Annotated in this window: 24 protein-coding genes; 9 read left to right on the top strand and 15 right to left on the bottom strand. The window is 36.3% G+C overall.

Annotated elements, in window-relative coordinates; genetic code table 11:
- Positions 1 to 12: 12 nt before the first annotated feature.
- The 15 genes from sctE to DD649_RS10910 all read right to left on the bottom strand — a co-directional run bounded on the left by sctE (position 13) and on the right by DD649_RS10910 (position 15,860).
- On the bottom strand, positions 13 to 2,064 hold the full coding sequence (sctE, locus tag DD649_RS10980) for a type III secretion system translocon subunit SctE (protein ID WP_294107055.1): 2,052 nt from the start codon (positions 2,062 to 2,064) through the stop codon (positions 13 to 15).
- Positions 2,065 to 2,093: 29 nt separating this feature from the next.
- Positions 2,094 to 2,555 carry a type III secretion system translocator chaperone SicA gene (gene sicA, locus DD649_RS10975; protein ID WP_294107183.1) on the bottom strand — a complete coding sequence of 154 codons (462 nt, stop codon included), beginning with the start codon at positions 2,553 to 2,555 and terminating at the stop codon, positions 2,094 to 2,096.
- Between the two features lie 156 nt (positions 2,556 to 2,711).
- Positions 2,712 to 3,806, bottom strand: a complete 1,095-nt coding sequence (locus DD649_RS10970; RefSeq protein WP_336430657.1) for an EscU/YscU/HrcU family type III secretion system export apparatus switch protein — start codon at positions 3,804 to 3,806, stop codon at positions 2,712 to 2,714.
- Between the two features lie 21 nt (positions 3,807 to 3,827).
- Complete coding sequence (sctT, locus tag DD649_RS10965; RefSeq protein ID WP_294107053.1) at positions 3,828 to 4,622, bottom strand: type III secretion system export apparatus subunit SctT; 795 nt, start codon at positions 4,620 to 4,622, stop codon at positions 3,828 to 3,830.
- A complete protein-coding gene (gene sctS / locus DD649_RS10960; protein ID WP_336430653.1) occupies positions 4,619 to 4,891 on the bottom strand; it encodes a type III secretion system export apparatus subunit SctS in 273 nt (90 codons plus the stop codon). The genes sctT and sctS overlap by 4 nt, the downstream gene beginning before the upstream one ends.
- A gap of 13 nt (positions 4,892 to 4,904) precedes the next feature.
- Entirely contained in the window at positions 4,905 to 5,561 is a 657-nt protein-coding gene (locus tag DD649_RS10955; RefSeq protein ID WP_294107182.1) for an EscR/YscR/HrcR family type III secretion system export apparatus protein, read from the bottom strand.
- Positions 5,562 to 5,571: 10 nt separating this feature from the next.
- Complete coding sequence (locus tag DD649_RS10950) at positions 5,572 to 6,501, bottom strand: FliM/FliN family flagellar motor switch protein (RefSeq protein WP_294107051.1); 930 nt, start codon at positions 6,499 to 6,501, stop codon at positions 5,572 to 5,574.
- 2 nt (positions 6,502 to 6,503) lie between these two features.
- A complete protein-coding gene (locus DD649_RS10945) occupies positions 6,504 to 7,955 on the bottom strand; it encodes a type III secretion system needle length determinant, SpaN/EivJ family (protein WP_294107050.1) in 1,452 nt (483 codons plus the stop codon).
- Positions 7,927 to 8,382 carry a hypothetical protein gene (locus tag DD649_RS10940; protein WP_336430649.1) on the bottom strand — a complete coding sequence of 152 codons (456 nt, stop codon included), beginning with the start codon at positions 8,380 to 8,382 and terminating at the stop codon, positions 7,927 to 7,929. Before DD649_RS10940 ends, DD649_RS10945 begins: the two co-directional genes overlap by 29 nt.
- Positions 8,382 to 9,674 (bottom strand): type III secretion system ATPase SctN, encoded by a 1,293-nt coding sequence (gene sctN, locus DD649_RS10935; protein WP_294107048.1) that lies wholly within the window; start codon positions 9,672 to 9,674, stop codon positions 8,382 to 8,384. The genes DD649_RS10940 and sctN overlap by 1 nt, the downstream gene beginning before the upstream one ends.
- 6 nt (positions 9,675 to 9,680) lie before the next feature.
- Positions 9,681 to 10,085, bottom strand: a complete 405-nt coding sequence (locus DD649_RS10930; protein ID WP_294107047.1) for a type III secretion system protein — start codon at positions 10,083 to 10,085, stop codon at positions 9,681 to 9,683.
- A 123-nt stretch (positions 10,086 to 10,208) separates the two neighbouring features.
- Positions 10,209 to 12,275 (bottom strand): EscV/YscV/HrcV family type III secretion system export apparatus protein, encoded by a 2,067-nt coding sequence (locus DD649_RS10925; RefSeq protein WP_294107046.1) that lies wholly within the window; start codon positions 12,273 to 12,275, stop codon positions 10,209 to 10,211.
- A 21-nt stretch (positions 12,276 to 12,296) separates the two neighbouring features.
- Positions 12,297 to 13,397, bottom strand: a complete 1,101-nt coding sequence (gene sctW, locus DD649_RS10920; RefSeq protein WP_294107045.1) for a type III secretion system gatekeeper subunit SctW — start codon at positions 13,395 to 13,397, stop codon at positions 12,297 to 12,299.
- Positions 13,388 to 15,091 (bottom strand): type III secretion system outer membrane ring subunit SctC, encoded by a 1,704-nt coding sequence (gene sctC, locus DD649_RS10915; RefSeq protein ID WP_294107044.1) that lies wholly within the window; start codon positions 15,089 to 15,091, stop codon positions 13,388 to 13,390. The genes sctW and sctC overlap by 10 nt, the downstream gene beginning before the upstream one ends.
- Positions 15,081 to 15,860: a helix-turn-helix domain-containing protein gene (locus DD649_RS10910; protein WP_294107043.1), complete on the bottom strand. Its 780-nt coding sequence runs from the start codon at positions 15,858 to 15,860 to the stop codon at positions 15,081 to 15,083. Before DD649_RS10910 ends, sctC begins: the two co-directional genes overlap by 11 nt.
- Positions 15,861 to 16,089: 229 nt before the next feature.
- Between DD649_RS10910 and DD649_RS10905 the strand changes: the two genes are divergently transcribed.
- The 9 genes from DD649_RS10905 to DD649_RS10865 all read left to right on the top strand — a co-directional run bounded on the left by DD649_RS10905 (position 16,090) and on the right by DD649_RS10865 (position 21,578).
- Positions 16,090 to 17,292 (top strand): PrgH/EprH family type III secretion apparatus protein, encoded by a 1,203-nt coding sequence (locus tag DD649_RS10905; RefSeq protein WP_294107042.1) that lies wholly within the window; start codon positions 16,090 to 16,092, stop codon positions 17,290 to 17,292.
- 35 nt (positions 17,293 to 17,327) lie between these two features.
- Positions 17,328 to 17,636, top strand: coding sequence for an EscF/YscF/HrpA family type III secretion system needle major subunit (locus DD649_RS10900; RefSeq protein WP_294107041.1), 309 nt, complete (start codon positions 17,328 to 17,330; stop codon positions 17,634 to 17,636).
- A gap of 54 nt (positions 17,637 to 17,690) precedes the next feature.
- Positions 17,691 to 17,987: a type III secretion system inner rod subunit SctI gene (gene sctI, locus DD649_RS10895; RefSeq protein WP_294107040.1), complete on the top strand. Its 297-nt coding sequence runs from the start codon at positions 17,691 to 17,693 to the stop codon at positions 17,985 to 17,987.
- 3 nt (positions 17,988 to 17,990) lie between these two features.
- Complete coding sequence (gene sctJ, locus DD649_RS10890) at positions 17,991 to 18,740, top strand: type III secretion inner membrane ring lipoprotein SctJ (protein ID WP_294107039.1); 750 nt, start codon at positions 17,991 to 17,993, stop codon at positions 18,738 to 18,740.
- On the top strand, positions 18,724 to 19,296 hold the full coding sequence (locus DD649_RS10885) for a hypothetical protein (protein WP_336430638.1): 573 nt from the start codon (positions 18,724 to 18,726) through the stop codon (positions 19,294 to 19,296). Before sctJ ends, DD649_RS10885 begins: the two co-directional genes overlap by 17 nt.
- Positions 19,253 to 19,915 (top strand): hypothetical protein, encoded by a 663-nt coding sequence (locus DD649_RS10880; protein ID WP_294107037.1) that lies wholly within the window; start codon positions 19,253 to 19,255, stop codon positions 19,913 to 19,915. Before DD649_RS10885 ends, DD649_RS10880 begins: the two co-directional genes overlap by 44 nt.
- Positions 19,893 to 20,375: a hypothetical protein gene (locus DD649_RS10875; protein WP_294107036.1), complete on the top strand. Its 483-nt coding sequence runs from the start codon at positions 19,893 to 19,895 to the stop codon at positions 20,373 to 20,375. Before DD649_RS10880 ends, DD649_RS10875 begins: the two co-directional genes overlap by 23 nt.
- Before the next feature lie 313 nt (positions 20,376 to 20,688).
- On the top strand, positions 20,689 to 21,117 hold the full coding sequence (locus DD649_RS10870) for a hypothetical protein (RefSeq protein WP_294107035.1): 429 nt from the start codon (positions 20,689 to 20,691) through the stop codon (positions 21,115 to 21,117).
- A 26-nt stretch (positions 21,118 to 21,143) separates the two neighbouring features.
- Complete coding sequence (locus tag DD649_RS10865; protein ID WP_294107034.1) at positions 21,144 to 21,578, top strand: YbaY family lipoprotein; 435 nt, start codon at positions 21,144 to 21,146, stop codon at positions 21,576 to 21,578.
- Positions 21,579 to 21,648 lie beyond the last annotated feature (70 nt).

Below are 21,648 nucleotides of genomic sequence, written 5' to 3'. Positions count from 1 at the left end.
TTCCTATATTGGCTATGCAAAGCGGGCTGTTTTCAGCATATTGGCTTTAGCTTGACCTGATTGATTTAATGACGTGAGCATTCCACTGAACATTTCTTCGAATTGTTCATAATTTTGCGACATAGACTTCAATAAATTTTTTAATAACTCATCCAAGGCTTGAATGGTTTCACTGTTAAGCATCATGCCAGCAAGCATTTCTTTCATATCACGAATTTGGCCTGCTGCATGTAAATTCAGTCCCCCCGAGGTTGCCGTATTCGCAACCGTCAATACCGCTCCGGTTCCTTTCATACCAACTTCAAGGCGAGCCGCTGCTACACTTTGTGTTTTAACCGAATTTATTGCTTTATCCGCCGTTTTGGTGGCATCTGTGATATTGTCAGCTTGGTCAGCAACCTTATCTGCCGCTTTCACAATGTCTTTCATGTCATCAGCTTTTTGCGCTACCTTCGTGGTAGTTTTTACCGCTTGCTGTAAATCATCAATGCTGTCGGCTAATTTGGTAAATTTAGTAAGTACCACCATATCATCAGCCGATTTCCCTACTTTCCCAGCCCCATTCGCAATATTTCCTAATGCATTCGTTAAGCTACTTGGCATCGACTTGATAATACTTTTCAATAAGGTACCTGCATTTTTAGCAAACATTTTTACTGCGTTAGTGGCAACATTGGCGATATTTTTCACAAAAGATGACATCGATGCTAATGAGAGTGCTAAAAATGCAATTGCTGCCACAATCATTCCAACAATACTACCAATCTGCTTCGCTTTTTCTTCTGGCACACCAAAAGTGATAAGCATATCAGTAACTACATTTGAAATTTCAGTCGCCAACATCTGCATCAAACTACTTTGTCCGGTCTCTTCAAGAACAATATCGGCTACTGAAATGGCAATACCAATCGCGGCTACCGCAATCGCTAAAGGAGCGGCAGCGCCAAACGTGGCAACGGTTGCAATGACTGACACCGCTAACATCACATAGCTAAAAATTTTACTCGCACATGAAGCAGCCTTATTGGCTTCATCCGCTTTACGCTGAGCTTCTTCTGCTTCTTTAGCTTTAGCTTCGGAATCTTTTCGAGAGGCTTTACTAATTGTATTCATCACCTCTTCTTGCTCTTTCATATTGCGAATAGAGTCTTCATTCATAGCTTTTTTTAGTGATGCTGTCAGCATCGTAAGTAAAGCCAGAGTGCTTTCCCATTTTTCGCCATCAATCTCAATAGGCTTTGAGCTTTCTGCAACAAATTGATTTAATGTTTCACGCTGGCTATCCGCGTTTTTTGCCAGTTCGGTGACTTGATTAGTCACTTTTTTATACTGATGCTCAAGTACTGTTATTTCTTTTTGGCAATTTGTTATATTCGCCTGGAGAGTACTACATTGTGTTTTAAGGGATAACTGCTGGGTATTAAGATAGTTAACATCAGCTTCTAGTTGATTTTTTTGTTGAGTCAACTGAGTAAATTGTGCTTTCTCATCAGATGTTGTCGGCGCCAAAAGTATATTTAATTTAGCTTTAGTTTCCCCTAAAGCATTATTAAGTGTTTGCAGCTTCTGTTGATTAGCATCAGATTGCTTTATTAACGTGTCATATTCGCCATTTAAAAAATCTACGTTAGAATTTTTAACGTTCAGCTGGTTAGTGAGCTCATCAAACTCAATTTTTGTATTACTTAACGCATCCGTAGTCTGTGCAAAAGAATCCAGTAAATCATTACCTTTTTTACTACGAGACTCAGATTCTGCATTAAGCAATTTCAATGTGTCACGCAGCCCCTCAATCGTACTATTATTCAGAATTTGACGTAATGAAACAAATGCCTCAACAACTGAAGCGCTCGCATTAAAGCCCATATTTGGCGTTGCTAGCGTTGGTGTACTTTTCGCTCTGAGGCGTTTCGTTTGCTCTGTTGAAACCATATCACTACAAGCTTCCTCACAGGCTAAGACCGCTTTTACACTGTCCTCTCCTAGCCCAATAGGGTTGCTACCTTGTAGAAAAGTATGAATTTTATCAATTCGTTCACTGTTAGGATTGGTAATATTAATCATATTATTCCTTTGTTTTATATTCGAGCCCTCTATTTAGGCTCAACCTTTTCTAAATTTTTTTCTAATGTCGTTAAATAAGCTTGTGACTTTTTTTGTAAATCCGTATCCGTACTACTTTCTAAAACACTTTCAAAGCAATGAATTGCTGCACTACTTTTTTTCATCATCAGATTACATTGCCCTGCATGAAAAAGTGGTCGGTAATCATTTTTAGCTAATACAAAAGCAAGCGCATATAATTCAGAGGCTTTCTCATAACGCTTCGTTAATTGATAGACAGCAGCTAGTCCCATCACATAATCTGTATTATAGAAATCATAAATACTTAAAAATCGAAAAAATGTTTCTGCTTCTTTTAATTTACCTTGCTGATAGAACTCATATGCATAAGCATAAATACCATCCATAGTGCTTTGTGGTATTCCATGTATATCTTTATAAGTTGCACCTTCCATTAATGCAGTTGTAATATCATCAAGCAATACTTCCATATCCGTACTTTGCAAATCTTCTGCTTTAGCGTTATTCATATACCCACCTTATTTTTACATGTGATACATGATGCAAACTTTATCTTTGCATCATAGTTAATTGATTTTTTATTTCTTTAAAAAAACGATTTAAGCGATAAATGATTAATTTACACTTCAATAGTTCTGTGAATTAGAGTCATTTTTAATTAATGTATTCAATGCTTCATCAACATCTATTCCCATTTTCACTAATTCAACACGAACTAACCAAGACACTATTTGCATAATATCTTGCAAACCATTTTCATCAATGAAGCTATCTTTCTTATATGAGCGCCAAACTTGCCTTGCCAGAATAATATCTCTAACCACAGGAACGCCTTGTTGTTCTGCATATTTAATTATCGCTCTTGCTTGTGTCCCTTTACTTTTTGAAAGTAAAAAAGGTAAAGGGGCTATATCAGGATCATAATAAATCAACATAGCGATATGTGTTGGATTAGCCATAACAAATGTTGAATTACGCACGTTTGATTTAACCTCCTCAGATAATATTTCTTGGTGCATACCACGACGAGCACTCTTAATCTGAGGATCACCTTCATTATCTTTATATTCTTTTTTGACCTCTTGTTTTTCCATTTTTAAATTTTTAATATATAAAAAGAATTCCGCAAGGGCATCCACAAGGATGATAATTAATGCGACAGCAAGAAAAACAATAATAAAAGTAACGCAGAGATTCACCCATTGACTAATCATGCCATTGATCATAGTTCGATAAAGCATGAAAATATCTTTTCGCCAAACAATAAAAAAGACTAATGTTGATATAATAAAGACAATTAAATACAAAATGGCCTTAATTAATTCCTTTAAAGAATTAAGCGAAAATATTTTCTTAAACCCTGCAATTGGATTTAACTTTGTAAAATCCAGTTTAATTGCTTCACTGGCTAATCTAAAACGACTTTGCAATAAAGCAATAATAGTACCCGATAAAAAACAAGCAAATAGTACTGGCAAAACAATACTTAAAAATATAGTAAAAAACTGCCAAATTAATGCATCAACTTTTATATCAGTAGGTGATAAAAATATTTTACGCATCAGTCCGCCAAGTTCATATAAACTGGAAACTCCATCAATAACAAATGCACTGACGACTAATACAATTGCAGCAACACTATCTTTACTCTTAAAACCTTGTCCTTTTTTAGCTGAGTCTTTAATTTTTTTATCGGTAGGCTTCTCTGTTTTTTCAGCCATAGCTATCTGTACTCATGACAATTAAGAAGAAAGAAAAATATCATTCAGTGGCGAAATCGAAATCATATTAACTAATATATCCGGAACTTCATTATGGAAATAAAGTAAAAACACACAAAACGCGATTATTGATTTTATTGCTAATGATAATGAAAATGCATTTAATTGAGGGCAAAAACGAGAATATAACCCGAGAGCAACCTCAGTAATAAATAACGTCACTAATATTGGCGCTGTGAGTATCACACCATTAACAACCATCTTATTTAACCATTCACCTAAAGGAAGGCTAGTAAATGACGTAAATCCCTGAGCAAAAGGTAATAACTGGTAACTTTGTGCAAATATATTGGCTAACTGATACATTCCATCCTGAGCCAAAAATACCATACATGTAATGTGACTTAATAACACAGCGAGTTCAGAGGCTTCTGTTCCACTTGCTGGGTCAATAATACTGCTGATAGTTTCACCGCGCTGCGTATCAATTAATTCACCAATAACATTGGCTATCATAAAGGGCAAAGCCAATATCAACGCTAATACTAGCCCAATAGCAATTTCATAAATAAATACTTCAACTAAACTGATTTCATCCCATTGAATTTCACGAGAAGAAAAAAAAGGCCATAAACCTAACGCAATATAGGCGACAACACAATTTTTAATGATCCCACCATTAAGTAATTTATTACTCAAAAAAGGGAGTAAAAACATCACCGGAGCAATTCTTAACCAAGCTAGCGCTATTTTGATCAGTCCTTCTTGAAAAATAAAATAGAGTGATGACACTAGCGATAGCATTTCCTGATTCATCCGAATAACCCGATTGCAGGGATCGCAGCAGTCAACGTTTCTAAAGCAAAATTCATGACCTTATCGGATAGCCAGCCTGAGATCATAAAAAGTGAACCAAAGACAGCTAATAATTTTATGCCAAAAGGCAATGTTTGTTCTTGAAGCTGAGTGACCGTTTGTAATAACCCCACTAGTAGTCCTACCGCGGTAGCAACTATGACTGGTATTGCGGATAATACAACAATCAACAACATCGTTTTATTACTTAAATAAACTATCTGGTCCATGGTATTTTCCGCTTTAATGCTGCGCTAATTCAATATATTGCATAACTAAACCTTTAGAGATTAGCGACCAACCATCAATAGCAACAAACAGAATCAATTTAACCGGTATTGATATTGTTACGGGACTCATCATCATCATTCCGAGTGCTAATAAAATACTGGAAATAACTAAATCAATAACAACAAACGGTAAGTAAATATAAAAACCAATTTCAAAAGCCGATTTAATTTCGCTTAATGCATAGGCCGGTAATAAAGAAAATAATGTTGCTTCAGCCTCATCAGCACTTACTTCTGCTTCACTTCGGCCTTGTTGTATCGATTCAAAAAAAGTCACTAATTGAGGATCTGAGTATTTTTTTAAATACGCTTTATACCCACCCAAACCATTATCAACAAAGTTATCAATAGATTCGACATTGCTAAAATCGACACTTTCTTGGCGCATATGATTATTCACGTCTTGCAATACTGGCATCATCACAAAAATAGAAAGCAACAATGCAATACTGTTTAATACCATCGTTGAGGGAACCTGTTGAACCCCCATCGCGTTACGTACCATAATCAATACAATGGATATTTTTAAATAACAGGTTCCTGCCGCAATAATAAACGGTAGTAATGTCGAAAAAGCGATAATCGCTAATAATGGAATTCCATCTGGTATTGTTGGCATATTAAACTCTTTTATCACCCAAACTCACGATATGAGTTATTTCCAAACCGAGTTCGTCACTATCACCAATATAAATAAGCTCACCTTCTGCAATAAGTTGCTTGTTGGCATACACCTTAACTTCACGCTCTTTATTTTCACCAATAGAATAAATATAACCAGGTTGCATTTTTGCAAGCTCATCGACGGTAATATCGCTGCGCCCCAAAACAAACGTTAATTTGACGTTCATTTCGTTGACATCAAATGGACGAACGGCTTCTTGTATTTCATCGTCTTCAGAGTCGACAAATGTTTCTTCAACTTCTGGCACCATCAATTCTTCGATCATAAATAATCCTTCTTCTTGCTTTTGAAACTGGGCTAACAGCCGTCCTGTCACAGACATATTTAACTGTAATTGTTGAACACACAGCACATCGCGTAATTCTATTTTTTGCAAAAGTTTGACGCTGATATAGCTATATCCCAAGATCCAATCAGCTTGTAGTTTCAAATTGTTTACTAACTGATTGGTCGGTTTTATCTTTTCAAGGCCTTCAATTGGCTCTGGTAATAACACCTCGCCAAGGCTAGCTTCCTTCACAACTAACCAAGGTTGGTTGATGCGTTCATCATCAACTATCTCGACAGATTCACAACGGAATTGATGGGAGAAAAACGTACTCTTACTATATTCAGAAGTAAATAATTCACATAACTGGCTGATACTTAACAATTCCCAAGCATACTGAGTCAATTTAGGCCAGCGGTGATGACACCAGCTTTCAACTGCAACAAATATAGTGATTTTTTGCGTTTCACTCACCATTGATAATTGAAAATGACGCTGCCCACGTTTCGATTGTTTGATCTGTGTATTAAACGAGTAGCATTGCTGCCAAACTCTAATTTGTTTTTCACGCGCACTGATTCGACGAATATTCAACATGACTAATCTTCTTCTTGTTGCTGCTGCTGTTGATCATGACGTTGCTGATTACGTTCATCTTCACGTCGAATATGCACGTTGCTTTCATGATTGAATAAATGCTTATTTTCATTCAGCGCTTGATGCACTTCTTGACTATACGTTGAGCCAAGAAATTCTCCTTTAGAGGCAAGTTCAAATGTCACTGATGGGCTAGCTTGCCAATTTTTAAAGGTATAAGTGAGGCTACGCGCTTCCGCCTTAGGCTCTTTTGCATCAAATACTGGATTAGACTCCATAGATTCAGGTGTTTTATGGGCCATTGGGCTTGGTTGTTGAGCCTGAGTTGAGGTCTGTGGTCGCGCGACCATTTCACTAATAACGGATGTCACAATATGGTTTTGCAAATCCGTTTTTTCCGTCGAAATCTCTTGAAATAAAGTTGGCGATTTTTGCTCTTCATTAACTAAAGAATTAATGCGGGTTCCTGTGGGTTCAAGCAGCGAATTATCAGACGAATGTGTACCTTTTTGTGGTGTTGTTAACGCTCTCGACTGTTCACTTTGGGCATCCGAAAAACTTACGTCAATACCCTGTTCACCTAACGGTTTGTTACCCAACTCATGGGCCTTCAATGGAAGGTCTGCTGTAAGAGGCATGTCTGTTACTAAAGGAACCGTAGTATTTTTAAACTCATTCAATGAGTTAGTATTCATCTGCCTCATTTGGCTCGATAAATTCATTCCCTTCTCTAACTGAATTTCCGGTTGTAACGCTATTTTCGATTCAACTTTTTTGGTAGACGGTAAAGCCTTGGCTTGCCCCCTTAGTGATTCTAACGTAGGAAAATCAGCTAGTTTCATTGGGTTAGATGGTAATAATGCAGCCAGTGGCTTCGTTGTATTTAACTCTACCCCCGCATCCAATACGACCGTTTGCTCTTCGAACTGAGTACTATGATGGGTTGAGAGCTGATTTTTTATCTGAGGCATCCCATCTATCGAGACTAAATTAACCATCATGCTGTTAACCAAAGGAATTTCATCCTCAATTACTAATTTATGCGCAACCTTTAGTTCAGTATTAACCGGTAACTCACGCTCAGTAGGTAAATCTTGGTTTATCGGTAACTCGCTACCATCAACCTCTAGCAACTTACTTTGCCCTACTGCTTTAGTATTAATATCCGTATAAGGACTGTCTTTTAGCGCTATGAATGCCTTCGGCATACCATTATTTTGCAGCACCTGAATCGGTAAATGGGCGACTGCTGGCGTAATATAATCTTCTATTTTTCTACTTTGCTTTTTATGACAAGCAAATTCCGTTCTTTTTTTATTGGCGGCAGTTTCAACTATTTTCTTTATAAGATTTTTATGACTAAATGTGGAACTATCAAACTTTGATGATGTTGCATTCCCTTCCATTACCCGATGAACTATTTTTTCACTCGGGTTCGTTTTTATTACTGACATGTACGAATAACTCCTCAATTTCATTTTGTTGCTGAAGTTCTGATTTTAACCTTCGAGCAGTACGTTGTTGCTTAAGATAATTTCGGAATTTCTCGCACTTGTTCCGTAACATGAATGCACGCTTAGCAATTTGCGATTGCAATAATTTATGTTTTGATAATTCCAAGGTTATTGTTTCTATTTTGAACTCAAATTGAGCAATTTCAGCGAGTACTGCCGCTTTCAATCTTTGTCGTTCCCAAAATGCAATTCGATTTAATTCTTCTGATTTTTCATAAGAGGTAGTCTGAGTGGCCAAAATCGAAATACGTTGGCGAATATTGATGCATTGCTGTTGTAATTCCTTTATCAAGGCATTCAACTTAGACTGCTCTTGTAACGTTCTTTCAAGACGCCTTTGTGTCAATGCAAGCAACTTGTTAATCATTACGATGCCAAAATATTTAATTGATTTAGCATTTCATCAAAATGCATTGGCTCATCCATGGCTTGTTTTAAAAAACGTTCAATTCCGTCTTTATTATCCAACGCCCTATCATTTTCTTCACTTTCACCACGTTGATATTCACCTAACTCAAGATAAACTTGGATTTGCTCAAGCCTTGAAATCATGTCACGAAGATTAACGGCATAATTACGATGATCGGATGTAGTGACTTTTTGGAAAACACGACTAATACTATGCAAAACATCAATAGCGGGATAATGCCCGCGGCCTGCAAGTTTATGACTCAGATAAATATGCCCATCTAAAATAGAGCGAATTTCATCACCAATAGGATCGGCCTCTTCTTCACTTTCCAACAACACCGTATAAAAAGCCGTAATTGAACCGTGTTTTAAACGCCCAGGACGCTCTAGCAACATTGGCAATTGTTCAAAAACAGAAGCGGGGTAACCACGTCTGGCGGGTAATTCTCCGGTAGCTAACGCAACATCTCGCAACGCTCGCGCATAACGCGTCATCGAGTCAACATACAACAGAACATTGCGCCCACAATCGCGAAAATATTCAGCAATAGTGGTTGCCAATAGCGCCGCATTACAACGTTCAATCGGCGGACTATCAGAGGTAGCGTAGATCAAAATAGTCTGAGCCGCATGAGGGGATGCTTGTAGTTCTTCAATAAATTCAATTACTTCACGACCACGCTCACCAATCAAAGCTACCACATGGATATCTGCATGGGCATGATTAATAATCATGTTCATCAATGACGTTTTACCGCTACCAGCAGCAGCAAAAATACCAATACGCTGTCCTAAACCGCAGGTCAAAAGCCCATCAATGGCACGAACACCGGTTAACATTGGCTCAGAAACTGGGCGTCGTTGTATCACACTGACCGGTGGGCTATCGATACGCTGTAATTTTGTATTGAGTAACATGGTTTCAGGAACATCATCACTTAATGTGCCAACCTGCTCTCCGGCAGCATTGAAGATTTTACCAGCTAGGTGCTCCCCAACTTGAAATACGAATGGATAGCCACTCGGACGAATAACCACCTCTCGGGTTAAGCCTTGGGCGCGACCAATTAAGCTCAATACTGTTAGCCCTTCTTTAAAGCCGACAACCTGTGCTTTAGCAATAATTTCCGGTTGTGCAAGAGATTGCTCAATAAAGCAAATCTCACCAATGAAGACGCCCCTTAAAGGCGCTTCAATTAGGCATCCATGAATGCGCGCCGGATGCGCGCAAGAATCAAATAGCTTCATGATTAATTAAGATAGCTGAGTTCTAAGTTCGTTTGCACGCTCAAAGAATTCGTCAAAACTATCAGAAAAAAGTTGAATATTATTGATAGCGGATTCTTTTAACACAGCAGAAAGAACATAAATATTATCAACGATATTTAATGCAGGTTGTCCTGGTTGAAAATTACGTGGTGGATATTCTAATAATGTGGTTAATAATGATGAGCTGACAGATTCTAAGTGACTATAATTACAATCAGCTAAATGGCACCAAATAATAATATCATCCGTTGATAGATCAATATTAATTGGAGGGGTATCGCTCATCTCTAATTGGATATTAGAATGGCAATCTAATTGAGAATTAACTAAATCACTACGACCCATCGTATTTAAAAATTCATTTAGTACTTCTATAAATCGATATTTCACAGGCATTTTCCTTATTTTATTTTAATGACAAATTGTTTGCTTATGACCATTAATAATTTAGTCATATTATTTATTACGTGAATTTATTTGTTACAGTGTTTTAACTATATAAACTTAATAATATTAAATTGTTTTAATCACATTCACTTTCACCATGTCAGAGACCTCATTAAAAGAGAGTACCTCTAGCTCAGGGAAACGACCTTCGAGAATTTTCTTCACAAAGCGACGAATATCAACGGGTGCTAATATATTAATATCACGAACAGATAAGTAACTATTTTCTAAAGCGAGTTCAGCAGCTTGTATCAGTTCATTTGTTTTTTCAGGTTCTAAATGCAAATACACACCGCCCGATGATTGTCTAATCCCTTGACGTATAGAGTCTTCCAGCTCAGCATTAATCATTAACACATTCAAACGACCATCTACTGAGAAGCGAGAAGAAATATAACGCGCCATTGAACTGCGGATATGCTCTACCAACATTAAGCTGTCTTTTTCTTTTGGCACCCACTGCACCAGTGTTTCAATAATCAGTTTCATATTACGGACTGAAATTTTTTCCATTAATAAACGTTGGAATACTTCAGTGACTTTTTGCACCGTGGCATGGCGATAACATTCTTTTAGTAATTCAGGATATTTTCTCTCAAGATCATCAAGTAAGTTTTTAGTTTCTTGAATACCAAAGAACTCATTAATATATCGCAGTAATAAAGTACTCACACAGTCAATAACTTCCGTAACATCATCACGTGCCATTAAGCCAAGTTGTTCAATATTATAAAGATGTTTATTTTCAAACCATGTACTCACTGAACCATATTCATCGGTAAATTTAATCAACTCCACGCCAAGATATTCTAACTCATCGTTCATCGTTAATAAACGATGACCATGGAAATAGACATCATATTCTCCCGCTTTTACTTCATTAATTAATACCACTATTTTATTTTCAGGAACAATAGGTGAATAGTTAATTGCGATATCTGGAATTCGATATCCATAACGAATAAAAATATCTTTTTTCATTCGTGATAAAAATTTACTCTCTTCTAGATGTTGCTTATAATTTTGATTGACAGAAATAATAATAGGTAAAGTTTCTGGAATATATTCTTCATCTGCCTCACTATTTTCTCGTTGAGTTTCCCCTTCGGTCACATCAGGATTCACACTTTCATTGACTAGTTTCTTTTCATTTTGGTTAGCTTTATGTTTTTTGAAATACCGCACAACAAATAGAGCGATCAGCAGTCCTCCTAAGAATAGAAATATCGTCGTAGGAAAGCCAGGTAAGAAACCCATAGAAAGTACAATCAGTGCCGTAATTAATATTGTGAAGTCGTTAGCGAATAACTCAGAAACAATATTTTCACCCAAATTCTTATCATTACCGCCGACTCGAGTCACAATAAAACCAGCACTAATTGAAATAAGCAGTGCAGGAATTTGCGCAACTAATCCATCACCAATGGTCAATAACGAAAAAGTATTTAACGCCGTTGAAACATCCATGCCCTGCTGAGCGGTACCAACAGAAATACCACCAATTAAGTTAACAAAAATAATGATAATACCGGCGATGGCATCCCCTTTAATGAACTTCATTGCCCCATCAAAAGAACCAAATAACTGGCTCTCTTTTTCAAGGTCCCCACGTTTTTCTTTAACTGTTGCCTCATCGATAACACCAGCACGTAAATCTGCATCGATACTCATTTGCTTACCGGGCATCGCATCTAGAGAAAAACGCGCCGCCACTTCTGCAATACGTTCAGAACCCTTTGTAATAACGATAAATTGCACAATGGTCACAATGGCAAATACCACCATACCAACGACTAAATTATCTTGAATAACAAATTCACCAAAGGTGGCGATGATATCCCCAGCATCGGCTTCTAATAAAATAAGGCGACTAGTACTAATTGATAACGCAAGTCGAAATAATGTACTGATTAACAAAATAGAGGGAAATGATTGAAAATTCAGTACGCGAGTTATATAAAAAGAACTCATAAAAATAAGCACTGAAATCATAATATTCAGGCCGATTAATAAATCGACAAGAATTGTGGGTAATGGAATAATAAGCATCGCAATAACCATAATCATGATAACAAGTACCATTAATTCTGGGCGATTACGGATCTGTAATAAAAATCCGGTTATATTTTTCATGGAATTATTTATCCTATCAAACTATGACTGGCGGTGTAGAATTTGCTCCTGCACCATAATTTGGTCCATGAGTATTTTTAATTGTTCGAGAAGTTCATCCCTCGCGTCGAGTGACTGAAAGACAGTGATTGGGATCACCGAAAAAGCAATTAATAACAACTGTAAAAAACGGGCTCGCATGTCGCTACTCATAACATGCAATTCTTCGTTAATAAAAGTGATCAATTCTTCTTCAAAACTAACTTGCCGACGAATGCCTCGGGTAAATAACTGGCTCAACTCTTTTTCAAGCTGTAATTTATTTGCTTTTTCATTGCGACGAAAAAAACCAGATTGAAAAAATTGCTGGCAAAAAACATGGTCTAAAGACTGTAATTCACGCAGTCGACCAACCCGATTAAAAAAGCTACCAAACTCACAAATATTAAGGTCACCTAATGGTAAAGCTTGTAAATCACAAGCAAGAGCTCGCCCTAAATAGCGCATCATATTTTCTCGCTCTTGGGCTTCCATCTCTTCAACCCATTGTTCATATAAATACACTACGGGTCCGTCATAACTGATAAATTCACGATATAACGTACGTAAATTATCTGCACTAAATTGCAGCTTTTTAGCAAATGCTCTCGCAATTAGTGCGACATTAATTCCCGCTTGCGCACTTCGTTTGGTATCTTCGGATTGCAACAGTTTCTCTAGTGCCTCGAGATTTTCAATCTGTTCTTTTTTTAATTTTTTACGATTGACTAACGCAGCAAGTACCATCAATAAGTCGCTGGGGTCCGTAAAATATTGCAATAAAAAAGCACGTAACTGTTTAGGGTTCATCAACTGTTTACTGAGTAAACCTTCTATATGCAGCACTTTTTCATCCGCATCTTTATCTAAGATACGATCAGCAAACTGCATCCACTCTTCTTCACTACCTTTCTTGGCACTTCCTCGACGAACATGGCTAGCAGCCAACATCGACATAGATGCATATTCACTGGAACTATCGATAACACCCGCGCCACGAGATACTTCATCGGCATCGTCGCTACTGCCACTTGATGGTGTACGACTTTTGTTTTGAGTGTTAACCGAAAATCGGTTATTGATGCTAAGTGGTGTTATTGCCATGACTCACTCATATATTGTTGAAGAAATTGAACCGTACCGTGTAATTGGCTATCACGGTTTGTAATACGTGTTTTTTCAGAGAATTGTCGACCATCCCATCCTTCATTTTCTTCTAACAGTCTTGGCTGGATTAAAAATAAACGCACCATTTTCTGTTGGTTAGTCGACGAATGACTAAACAATCCACCAACAAAAGGGAGATCGCCAAGGAATGGAATTTTACTTTCATTTTCAACATATTGTTCTCGAGTATATCCACCGATCAACAAGCTACTGTCCTTGGCGATGCGGGCGACCGTATTAATACTGGTACGATTTACGGCGGGTAAACCCTCAACACTCGATGTTTTCCCAGCGCTATCGCGATTTTCTGCTCCATCCTCAATATTGACTTCCATTTCCACATGATTACCTGCTGAAATACGTGGCATCACACTCACCATCGTGCCGTAAGTCACTTGTTCGAGAGTCGCAATACGCTCACCTTGTAGCTTGGCGTAGAAACTGGTGTTGTTATCAAATAAAGCAGGAATATTTTCTTGTGTTAATAAAACCGGACGAGAAACAATATGGCCATTACCGCTTTTATTTAAGGCGTCAATCTGCAAAAGAAATTGTTGGCTATTCGATAATGTGCTGCGATTAAACGACACTGAGCCAGTGCCTGTTTTAAAAGTACCCACTTCCCAATTCACGCCCAAATTATCCAATTCAGAACGCGTAATATCGATGATCCACAATGAGAGTTCGACTTGGCGACGACGCATATCTAATGTATTAACTAATTGACGAACATAACGAATTTTTTCTTGGCTACCTTTAACAATCAAACTATTACTATCAGGGTGAGCCACAAGCGAAAAAGCACTATTCGATGGCGCACGGGTCATCACCATGCGTTTATTAGTAGACGGTGCTAACTCGCCAATCGGTGCATCCATCAATTCATCTATCGAGTCACCCGTTGAGTTAATCGGTGCTGGAGGTGGCTGAATATGCAGTGTTTCTTCCATCCCAACGCCATTTTTAAATAAAGTATTAATGACCGTTAACATGCCGGGGATCGTAATATTTTGTCCCCGTAGTGAATAACTTCTATCAGTTACAGATGCATGCTTGAGTGGAATAACTGCCACTTCACCGCTGGATAACTCTTCTTTTTTGATTTGCTCAGCAAGATACAAAGATGCCGCTTTGATTAATTCAATATAAAGAGGTGGTCCAGAAACAAATAATAGGCTTTCACCACCTTGTGAACGCACAGGAAAGCGCGAATCATAAATACCATTTCGTTGAATATAATTAAGCACCTGATTACTGCTAACATTATTTGTTGGAATAATAGCACTGCGCATTTCACTATTATCGTAAACATAAATGCCTGCGCCATCGTCATACCAAACCAATGCAATGCGACGAGTTAATGCTTTAAACATTTCATCCGCATTGGCTAAATTAAAATTACCCGTCACCTTTTTTTGGGCGGCTAATTTACTCAATATAATGGGCTTATTAAGACGCTCTGCAACCGCATCAAAAACTTTACCTATTGCAATATTATTTGCCACAAATGTATCGTGATTCTTTGATTGCGTAACAGGCTCCGCCACAATAATTTCTGCATGCGCTGAATAAATATTCATACTCAGTAAAAAGAGTGTTAAACATAACACCCGATTTTTTTTACTGTTCATATAATGTTACTCCAATGTGCCTGATTTCCGATGGAGTCAGACCCAACTCTTTTTTAATGTCATTAGTAAAATGCGAAGCTGAGCAATAACCGGCTTCTAACCCCACATCTAATATTGAATCTTCACTTTCAATTAACTGCAAAATTGCATTAGCCATGCGAACACTCATAATTTTTCTTTTCGCAGTTTTATTAAAGCTTTCTCTATAAAGCTGTCTAAAATAAGATGCGGAGATTCCATAACGAGCGCATAGCTGATTAATATTGGCATTCCTATCATCCTGCGCAGAAGAAAGAATAAACCGCATCATGCCATATGCCTCATAGCGTCTTAATACTTCACACCAGCTATCAAATATAGAGTGATGTCTAATAATTAAATCAATCACAATATTTTTAATTGATGCTTTTAAAGGTAAATCTTCATTCAATGAAATAAACTCATAGTTACAATTTTCGGTTACTTCAATAACTTCTTTTTTAGCCAAAAAAGCTTGCCCTGTTGCAGTGTCTATAATTGCTAGAATTTCGACTAATTCTGATAAATTCATTGAAAATAAATCCCAATGGGTTTTATCTATCAAGTCCCACTCATTCTCTTGGCAAATGAATATAGACTTATTTTCTATCGAAATATTTAAATTTGAATATATAGATTTATAAAAAAAAGGCGGTGCATTCTTATTTGGTATAGCCAAGACCAATTTGTCCTGCAAAGAAAAGCGACAGCCTCTACTTTCTAATAATATAGCAATATCTTTGTTTGACATTATCTGTAGGCCTTATCAATTAAGTTTAGTCGCTACAGAGTGAGTGATAGGATAAAAAATAACAAAGGAATACTCTGGAATCGTTCATACTTTTCCGTCCAAATTATAAGTGTAAATGAATAAGATCAATTCAACTGACAAAAAAACTATTTTTTGCTTTACTTGCGGCCAATAGCTAATCCGATTAATCCATTACTAAAGTGAATTTAATTCCACGAGATAATTTTTTATGAACGACACAAATAACCGGGCTTGTATAATAAAAATTGCTAGCGGCCCCATGAATGGTCAAGAGTTAATGATTAATACAGATATGAATCTTATTATCATTAATAAAGACATTGATTATAGAACCGACATTAATGATGACGGTTTCACGACTTACTATATTCCTAGTGATGGCAGCGCTTGTGAGTTTTCCATTATTACTGATGAAAATAATCCAAACGAAGGTATATCCATTCGACTCAATGATAATGGCCTCAGCACCGACATTCCGGTTATTCTGCAACAATTACTTTTAGCTGACATTTTTCCTATCGCAATCAAAATGCAGGATTCCACTTGGGATAGCCCTCAAAATATCACCACCACTGAAAATTCGTTACTTGATTTCAAGCCAAAAGAAAAACAATCTAAAGTACAAAAAACAAGCTTTATTAATAAACAAACTATGCTAGTATTTTTCTTCACGCTACTCTCTCTCTTTGTTCTTTTTGTTACATTTCAATATATTCCTACTCAGACAGCTGAGAATACGCAAAAGAAAACAAAGATGTTAGAACAGATTCTTCAAGGCAATCACTACCCGATTATTGTCACCCAAGGTATGAAAAATGAAAGTCTGATCTTAGTGAAAACACAACGAGATTCAGATTGGAGCATGCAACAACTCGTTAAAGCAAAGTACAATGAAAAATTCTCTATTAAAATAATGTCTAAATTTGAAAGTGAAATTGAAGAAAAACTCATTGACACAATTCCAGATATATTAAAAATCGAACTTAATAATCCTTGCCAACCAATAATAAGGAGCATCTCAAATAACCATTTAATTAATGATGAAAAGAATATAGACAAAATATTATCATCTTATTTTAACTGTAAAACAAAAATAAATTTAAAAACTATTACTTTTGATGAATTACTAAAAAAAGCCGAGTTAGGATTAACAGAAAGTAATGTTCAATGGCGTAAAATCACTAAAGGTAATAAAGTTATTTTTATCGTAAAAGATAGTTTAAATGACAAACAAACTATTTCTTTAATAAACTTCACGAATTCATTTTATAAAAAATGGGGGGAGCATCATATTCAATTTTCGGTATCCCTTGTTAAAAATGAACTCGTGGGAAAATCTTTTGTCACCAATGCTAATGGTTATATTTTATTAGGTAATAACCATTGGTTTTTTAACTCAACCAGTTTTTAATTAATTTAATTTCCAAAATAAAGAGAGACTTACAAATGGCAGATCCAATTCCAGGTTTAGATGGCAGTAATCGATGGGCAAAATCCGATCTTGAAGTAGAAGGGAGCGGTACAAATAATTTAGGTATGATATATCGCACCTCTGCGAGCATTAGCTCCAAAGCTAAGTTATTTGGTGATGAGCTAAATACAATACTCTCCAGTACCAATTTAGAAGTCGATAATCCGCTAGTCTTAGCGAAAATCACAGCAATGAGCGGCAATTATAATATGGCACGTCAATTACAAAGTAACTTTATGAAATCTATTAAAGAAACTGACCAAGCTATTATTCGTAACGTTTAATATTTAATAGAGCATCATTTAACATGATGCTCTGCATTATTTAGGAAATCATCTATGTTAACTATCACACCAAATTTATCAATAATAAGCCCGACAGAAATGACATCTGTTATACCATCAGGGATACCAATTGAAGACAAAGTTAAAAAGCTTTTTGCCGAATATTCAGTTTCTGTTAGCCAAGAAAAAGCAGCATTAATGGATAATGTGAATAGTATTGACCCAAGTAATCCAACTCAATTACTTCAATTTCAAAATCGAGTCGGTAATTACAGTCTTACCATGAATATGATTAGTACACTGACACATAAAAGTGTTTCAGCTATTGATACGGTCTTAAAAGCGCAATAAACCATGAATATTTTAAAGAAATTTATCTTAATTAGCTTTATTGGCTTATTGCTAGGATGTGATAACCAATTACTCCTAAGCCATCTAAGTCAAAGACAGAGCAATGAAGTACTCGCCATACTGCAAGAGCATGGTGTCGAGGCCACTCGCAAACAAGATAATAAAAATGGGGATTCAATTCGGGTTTTACCTGGTGACTTTGTGATTGCGGTAGATTTACTACGTCAATATAACTTGCCATCAAAAGAACCTGTGGAAATTATTCAAGCGTTCCCCGGCGATTCACTTGTGGCATCACCACAAGCAGAACGCACCCGTTTACTTTCTTTAATTGAACAGCGCCTCGAACAATCCTTACTCACGATCCCTGATGTGATTAATGCACGTGTTCATGTCAGTTATCCATTAAATGGCAATAATCCGGCAAAACAAACGCAAAATGTGTCCAGTTTGGTGACTTATTCTGGGAGTGAAGACCCAAAAATGATGATGAATAAAATCAAACTGTTTTTAACCAGTAGCTTTGCCGAAACTAGCTACGATAATGTCTCCGTCGTAATAGTCAATCGACCACCACTGCAATACCAAATAAAATCCGCACCTGAATATTCATTTAACCCAATCATAATCGGTTCTATTATTGCCGCAATTTTGACACTTTGCGGAACATTACTATTACTTTTTCGCCAACAAGGTAAAAAGAAATCTGTTGTAAATAATGTGGAGAAACAGGCTGATGGCAACGCTGAATAACCTTCTCATTACGCAAGGGAATATTTTTCTGGCCCCTGGTTGTTATTTTCATAGTGACTTTAATGGGGTGGCCTATCATGACCTACCGCCTGTTTTACAAAGAAAACACAATCAGCAATTAATCCAGCAGTATTCTTTGCCTATGCCCAATGAAAAGACGCCGTTATTACCAAAGGTGTTATCCCAACATTGGGCACTTTTTCCTGAAGTTGCTTTAGGTTTAGGCGTGTTATTACACGCAGACCCCCTACCGTGGTGGGTGGAGCTTTCTCAATATCGAGCACTTCACACTCGTTTGAGTCGCCCACTTTGGCAATCAGAAAACCAACCATCAACGCCTCCACAAGTTTTAACTGCCCTTGGGGCACAACAGCTGTTGTTATGTTTGGCCCCCTTTGGGGCGGCCTATACTCTGCGCGCAAAACATATGTTTAGCCATGAAACTCAGCAGCTTATACCGCCATCAGTGAAAACGATGCTACCTTGGAATACTATTGAAGAAACATGCCATTATGTCAGAGAAAACACCCCCGGATATCAAGCAAACCGTTGCTGAAAAAGTCTTAATCAAACATCAAGTATTAAGTACTGATAAGTATCGCAAAGCCGTCACTCAACAAGCTCAAAAAAAAGCCAATGAGTATTATCAGCAAGCAAAACAAGAACAAGAAGCGCTCTACCAAACCGCCTATCAACATGGCTATAACGAGGGTATTAAACAACTATTAGCCGATTTTATTAATGTATTAGCAACCAGTGAAAAGCAGTATCAAGAGAAAGCTCACGAAAGTGAAAGTCAGCTTACCAAGCTACTAACAGATTTTTTTGCTGATAATCGCCTACAGGAAATTGTGGCGCTCTATTTTGAAAAACAACAACATAAAGCAGCCGATATAGCATTACATCTTCCTGCAAACCTACAATCACGTTTTGCTGAAAATTGTGCTGACCTAAAATTATTAACTAGTACTGAAAATACCATCGCGTTAGAGGTCGATAATAAAATTACTTATTTCTCCCCCTCGGTTGCAACAAAAAATATCTTACCCCATGTATTTTCGGTACCGACACAGTGTCAGATTTTACAAGAACGCAAAAATGCCTATCAAAATTTGATAGAGCTCATGAATTTAACCGAAGAAAGAAATGACGATGCAAACCAACCTACAAATTAAAATGGCAACCACAGTACAGAATAATGCTCAGGTACAGCCTGAAAATATTCAACATAAAATAACCTCACTTTGGCAGGAAAAAAGCATGAAAACCGCAAGCAATAATCAGTACCAGAGTGACAAAATAAATCTATCCCCTAATGAAAAAAACAAGATTAATCAATTCATTAGTGAACTAAAGTCCAGAGAAGATAAGAAGGAATTTTTTGCCCATATATTTAAGACCATGATCCATTTAGGCAAAGATGAAAAACAAAATTTTGTAGCTGGTGTAGCACAAACATTCCAATCTTCAGATGATCCTGAGATGCAATCATTAAACACAAAATTCACTAAAGCATTATCCCGTTATATGTCGATCAGTTTGATGTCTATTCCTTTGACGAATCAACTTAACCATAATATAAGTAATGTAACTCTAGAAGGGGACAACGATGACGATGATATTGGCCCAATCTAATTTAGTGGATGATTTTTTTATTTAATAGACCTCCGACCAGTATTAATAGGTTTAGCTTACTTTTTTAATAAACTAAGCCTTATTTTTTGATAAAGATCAATAAATATAAAAAATACAAATAAGAAATTGATATATATTACCCCTAAATATAGTTTAAATTTACATCATCAATACACTTTGTCTTATTATAAAAAAACGCCTGAATTTTTTAGATATCTTATATAGCATCGTTTTTTTATATTGAACACCACTTTAGAGACAGTTAGGATGTATATAATTAATTTTCAATCAAACTATATTTGTGGGAAATACTATGAATAGCACTGACTATAATGAAAAAGAATCTATGGTTCTCTTATCTGAGCATGTTGTTTATGACCCGCTCAAACGCACACTTTCTCGAGGAAAAAAAATTATCAATCTTTCAGAAAATGAATCTTGTTTATTAAAGCTTGTTCTTATTAAAACAATAAGCAAAAGAGAAATCATGCATGAAATATGGGAAAAACGTGGAACTATCGTCACTGAAAGTAGCTATTACAAATTAGTCAGACAGTTACGTCAATCATTCAAAAAAGTCGAATTAGATGAAAATCTAATTATGACATTACCTCGAATTGGCATACTTTATACCGGCGAAAAATCAGAAATGCCGATATTATCAAAAAGAGATGAAAAGAAAAACGTCTATTCATATGTAAGATGCTTTTTCCAAAAAGTATTTAGCCGCTCATTAGTATAATTATTAATTACCAAAGAAGATTAATCATGTCAAAAACTAATACATTAAAAAATAACATATTTTTATTATTTATTTTTATGACAACCTGTATTCTATCTGGTTGCCACACACCTTTATCTACTTATTTTATTGCAGATACAGCTCAACATATTAAAGGTAATATCTATTCTCACTCTATCGATATTCCTGAAAATTCCACAATTACACTCTCTCTTACTTCGATAGAACAAAATGATAATCATGCCAAGTCGAATATTGATTATAGCTTTAGAACTCAAAGCGCTGGACGCAGTATTTCATTTGCCATCAAGCTTCCTGAAGAATTAATCATTAATCAAAGTAAATTAGGCATCAGCGTTAGAATAGAGAAAGAAGGTGAGTTGATCATGATGAGTTCTAAAATTATACCAATTACTGAGAATTTTTCTGATAATTTAATGCTTCTTGTGAATTCTATATAATTTAATTATATAAGCTAATAATCAAAAAATAAGAATAAAGATTATCTTCATATCATATGAATAATAAATA

Origin of the sequence: Providencia sp. (assembly GCF_003533305.1) — a bacterium.
Taxonomy (GTDB): domain Bacteria; phylum Pseudomonadota; class Gammaproteobacteria; order Enterobacterales; family Enterobacteriaceae; genus Providencia.
This window is presented reverse-complemented; position numbering and strand designations above follow the sequence as displayed.

Bases quoted from the DNA above. Each gene is read 5' to 3' on its own strand.
- DD649_RS10865 (WP_294107034.1), top strand. From the start codon at position 21,144: ATGTCAAAAACTAATACATTAAAAAATAACATATTTTTATTATTTATT.
- sctE (WP_294107055.1), bottom strand. From the start codon at position 2,064: ATGATTAATATTACCAATCCTAACAGTGAACGAATTGATAAAATTCAT.
- sicA (WP_294107183.1), bottom strand. From the start codon at position 2,555: ATGGAAGTATTGCTTGATGATATTACAACTGCATTAATGGAAGGTGCA.
- DD649_RS10880 (WP_294107037.1), top strand. From the start codon at position 19,253: ATGTCAGAGAAAACACCCCCGGATATCAAGCAAACCGTTGCTGAAAAA.
- DD649_RS10900 (WP_294107041.1), top strand. From the start codon at position 17,328: ATGGCAGATCCAATTCCAGGTTTAGATGGCAGTAATCGATGGGCAAAA.
- sctC (WP_294107044.1), bottom strand. From the start codon at position 15,091: ATGAACAGTAAAAAAAATCGGGTGTTATGTTTAACACTCTTTTTACTG.
- sctT (WP_294107053.1), bottom strand. From the start codon at position 4,622: ATGAATCAGGAAATGCTATCGCTAGTGTCATCACTCTATTTTATTTTT.
- DD649_RS10870 (WP_294107035.1), top strand. From the start codon at position 20,689: ATGAATAGCACTGACTATAATGAAAAAGAATCTATGGTTCTCTTATCT.
- sctI (WP_294107040.1), top strand. From the start codon at position 17,691: ATGTTAACTATCACACCAAATTTATCAATAATAAGCCCGACAGAAATG.
- DD649_RS10970 (WP_336430657.1), bottom strand. From the start codon at position 3,806: ATGGCTGAAAAAACAGAGAAGCCTACCGATAAAAAAATTAAAGACTCA.
- DD649_RS10950 (WP_294107051.1), bottom strand. From the start codon at position 6,501: ATGTTGAATATTCGTCGAATCAGTGCGCGTGAAAAACAAATTAGAGTT.
- DD649_RS10885 (WP_336430638.1), top strand. From the start codon at position 18,724: ATGGCAACGCTGAATAACCTTCTCATTACGCAAGGGAATATTTTTCTG.
- DD649_RS10925 (WP_294107046.1), bottom strand. From the start codon at position 12,275: ATGAAAAATATAACCGGATTTTTATTACAGATCCGTAATCGCCCAGAA.
- sctW (WP_294107045.1), bottom strand. From the start codon at position 13,397: ATGGCAATAACACCACTTAGCATCAATAACCGATTTTCGGTTAACACT.
- sctS (WP_336430653.1), bottom strand. From the start codon at position 4,891: ATGGACCAGATAGTTTATTTAAGTAATAAAACGATGTTGTTGATTGTT.
- sctN (WP_294107048.1), bottom strand. From the start codon at position 9,674: ATGAAGCTATTTGATTCTTGCGCGCATCCGGCGCGCATTCATGGATGC.
- DD649_RS10940 (WP_336430649.1), bottom strand. From the start codon at position 8,382: ATGATTAACAAGTTGCTTGCATTGACACAAAGGCGTCTTGAAAGAACG.
- DD649_RS10905 (WP_294107042.1), top strand. From the start codon at position 16,090: ATGAACGACACAAATAACCGGGCTTGTATAATAAAAATTGCTAGCGGC.
- DD649_RS10945 (WP_294107050.1), bottom strand. From the start codon at position 7,955: ATGTCAGTAATAAAAACGAACCCGAGTGAAAAAATAGTTCATCGGGTA.
- DD649_RS10910 (WP_294107043.1), bottom strand. From the start codon at position 15,860: ATGTCAAACAAAGATATTGCTATATTATTAGAAAGTAGAGGCTGTCGC.
- DD649_RS10875 (WP_294107036.1), top strand. From the start codon at position 19,893: ATGCAAACCAACCTACAAATTAAAATGGCAACCACAGTACAGAATAAT.
- sctJ (WP_294107039.1), top strand. From the start codon at position 17,991: ATGAATATTTTAAAGAAATTTATCTTAATTAGCTTTATTGGCTTATTG.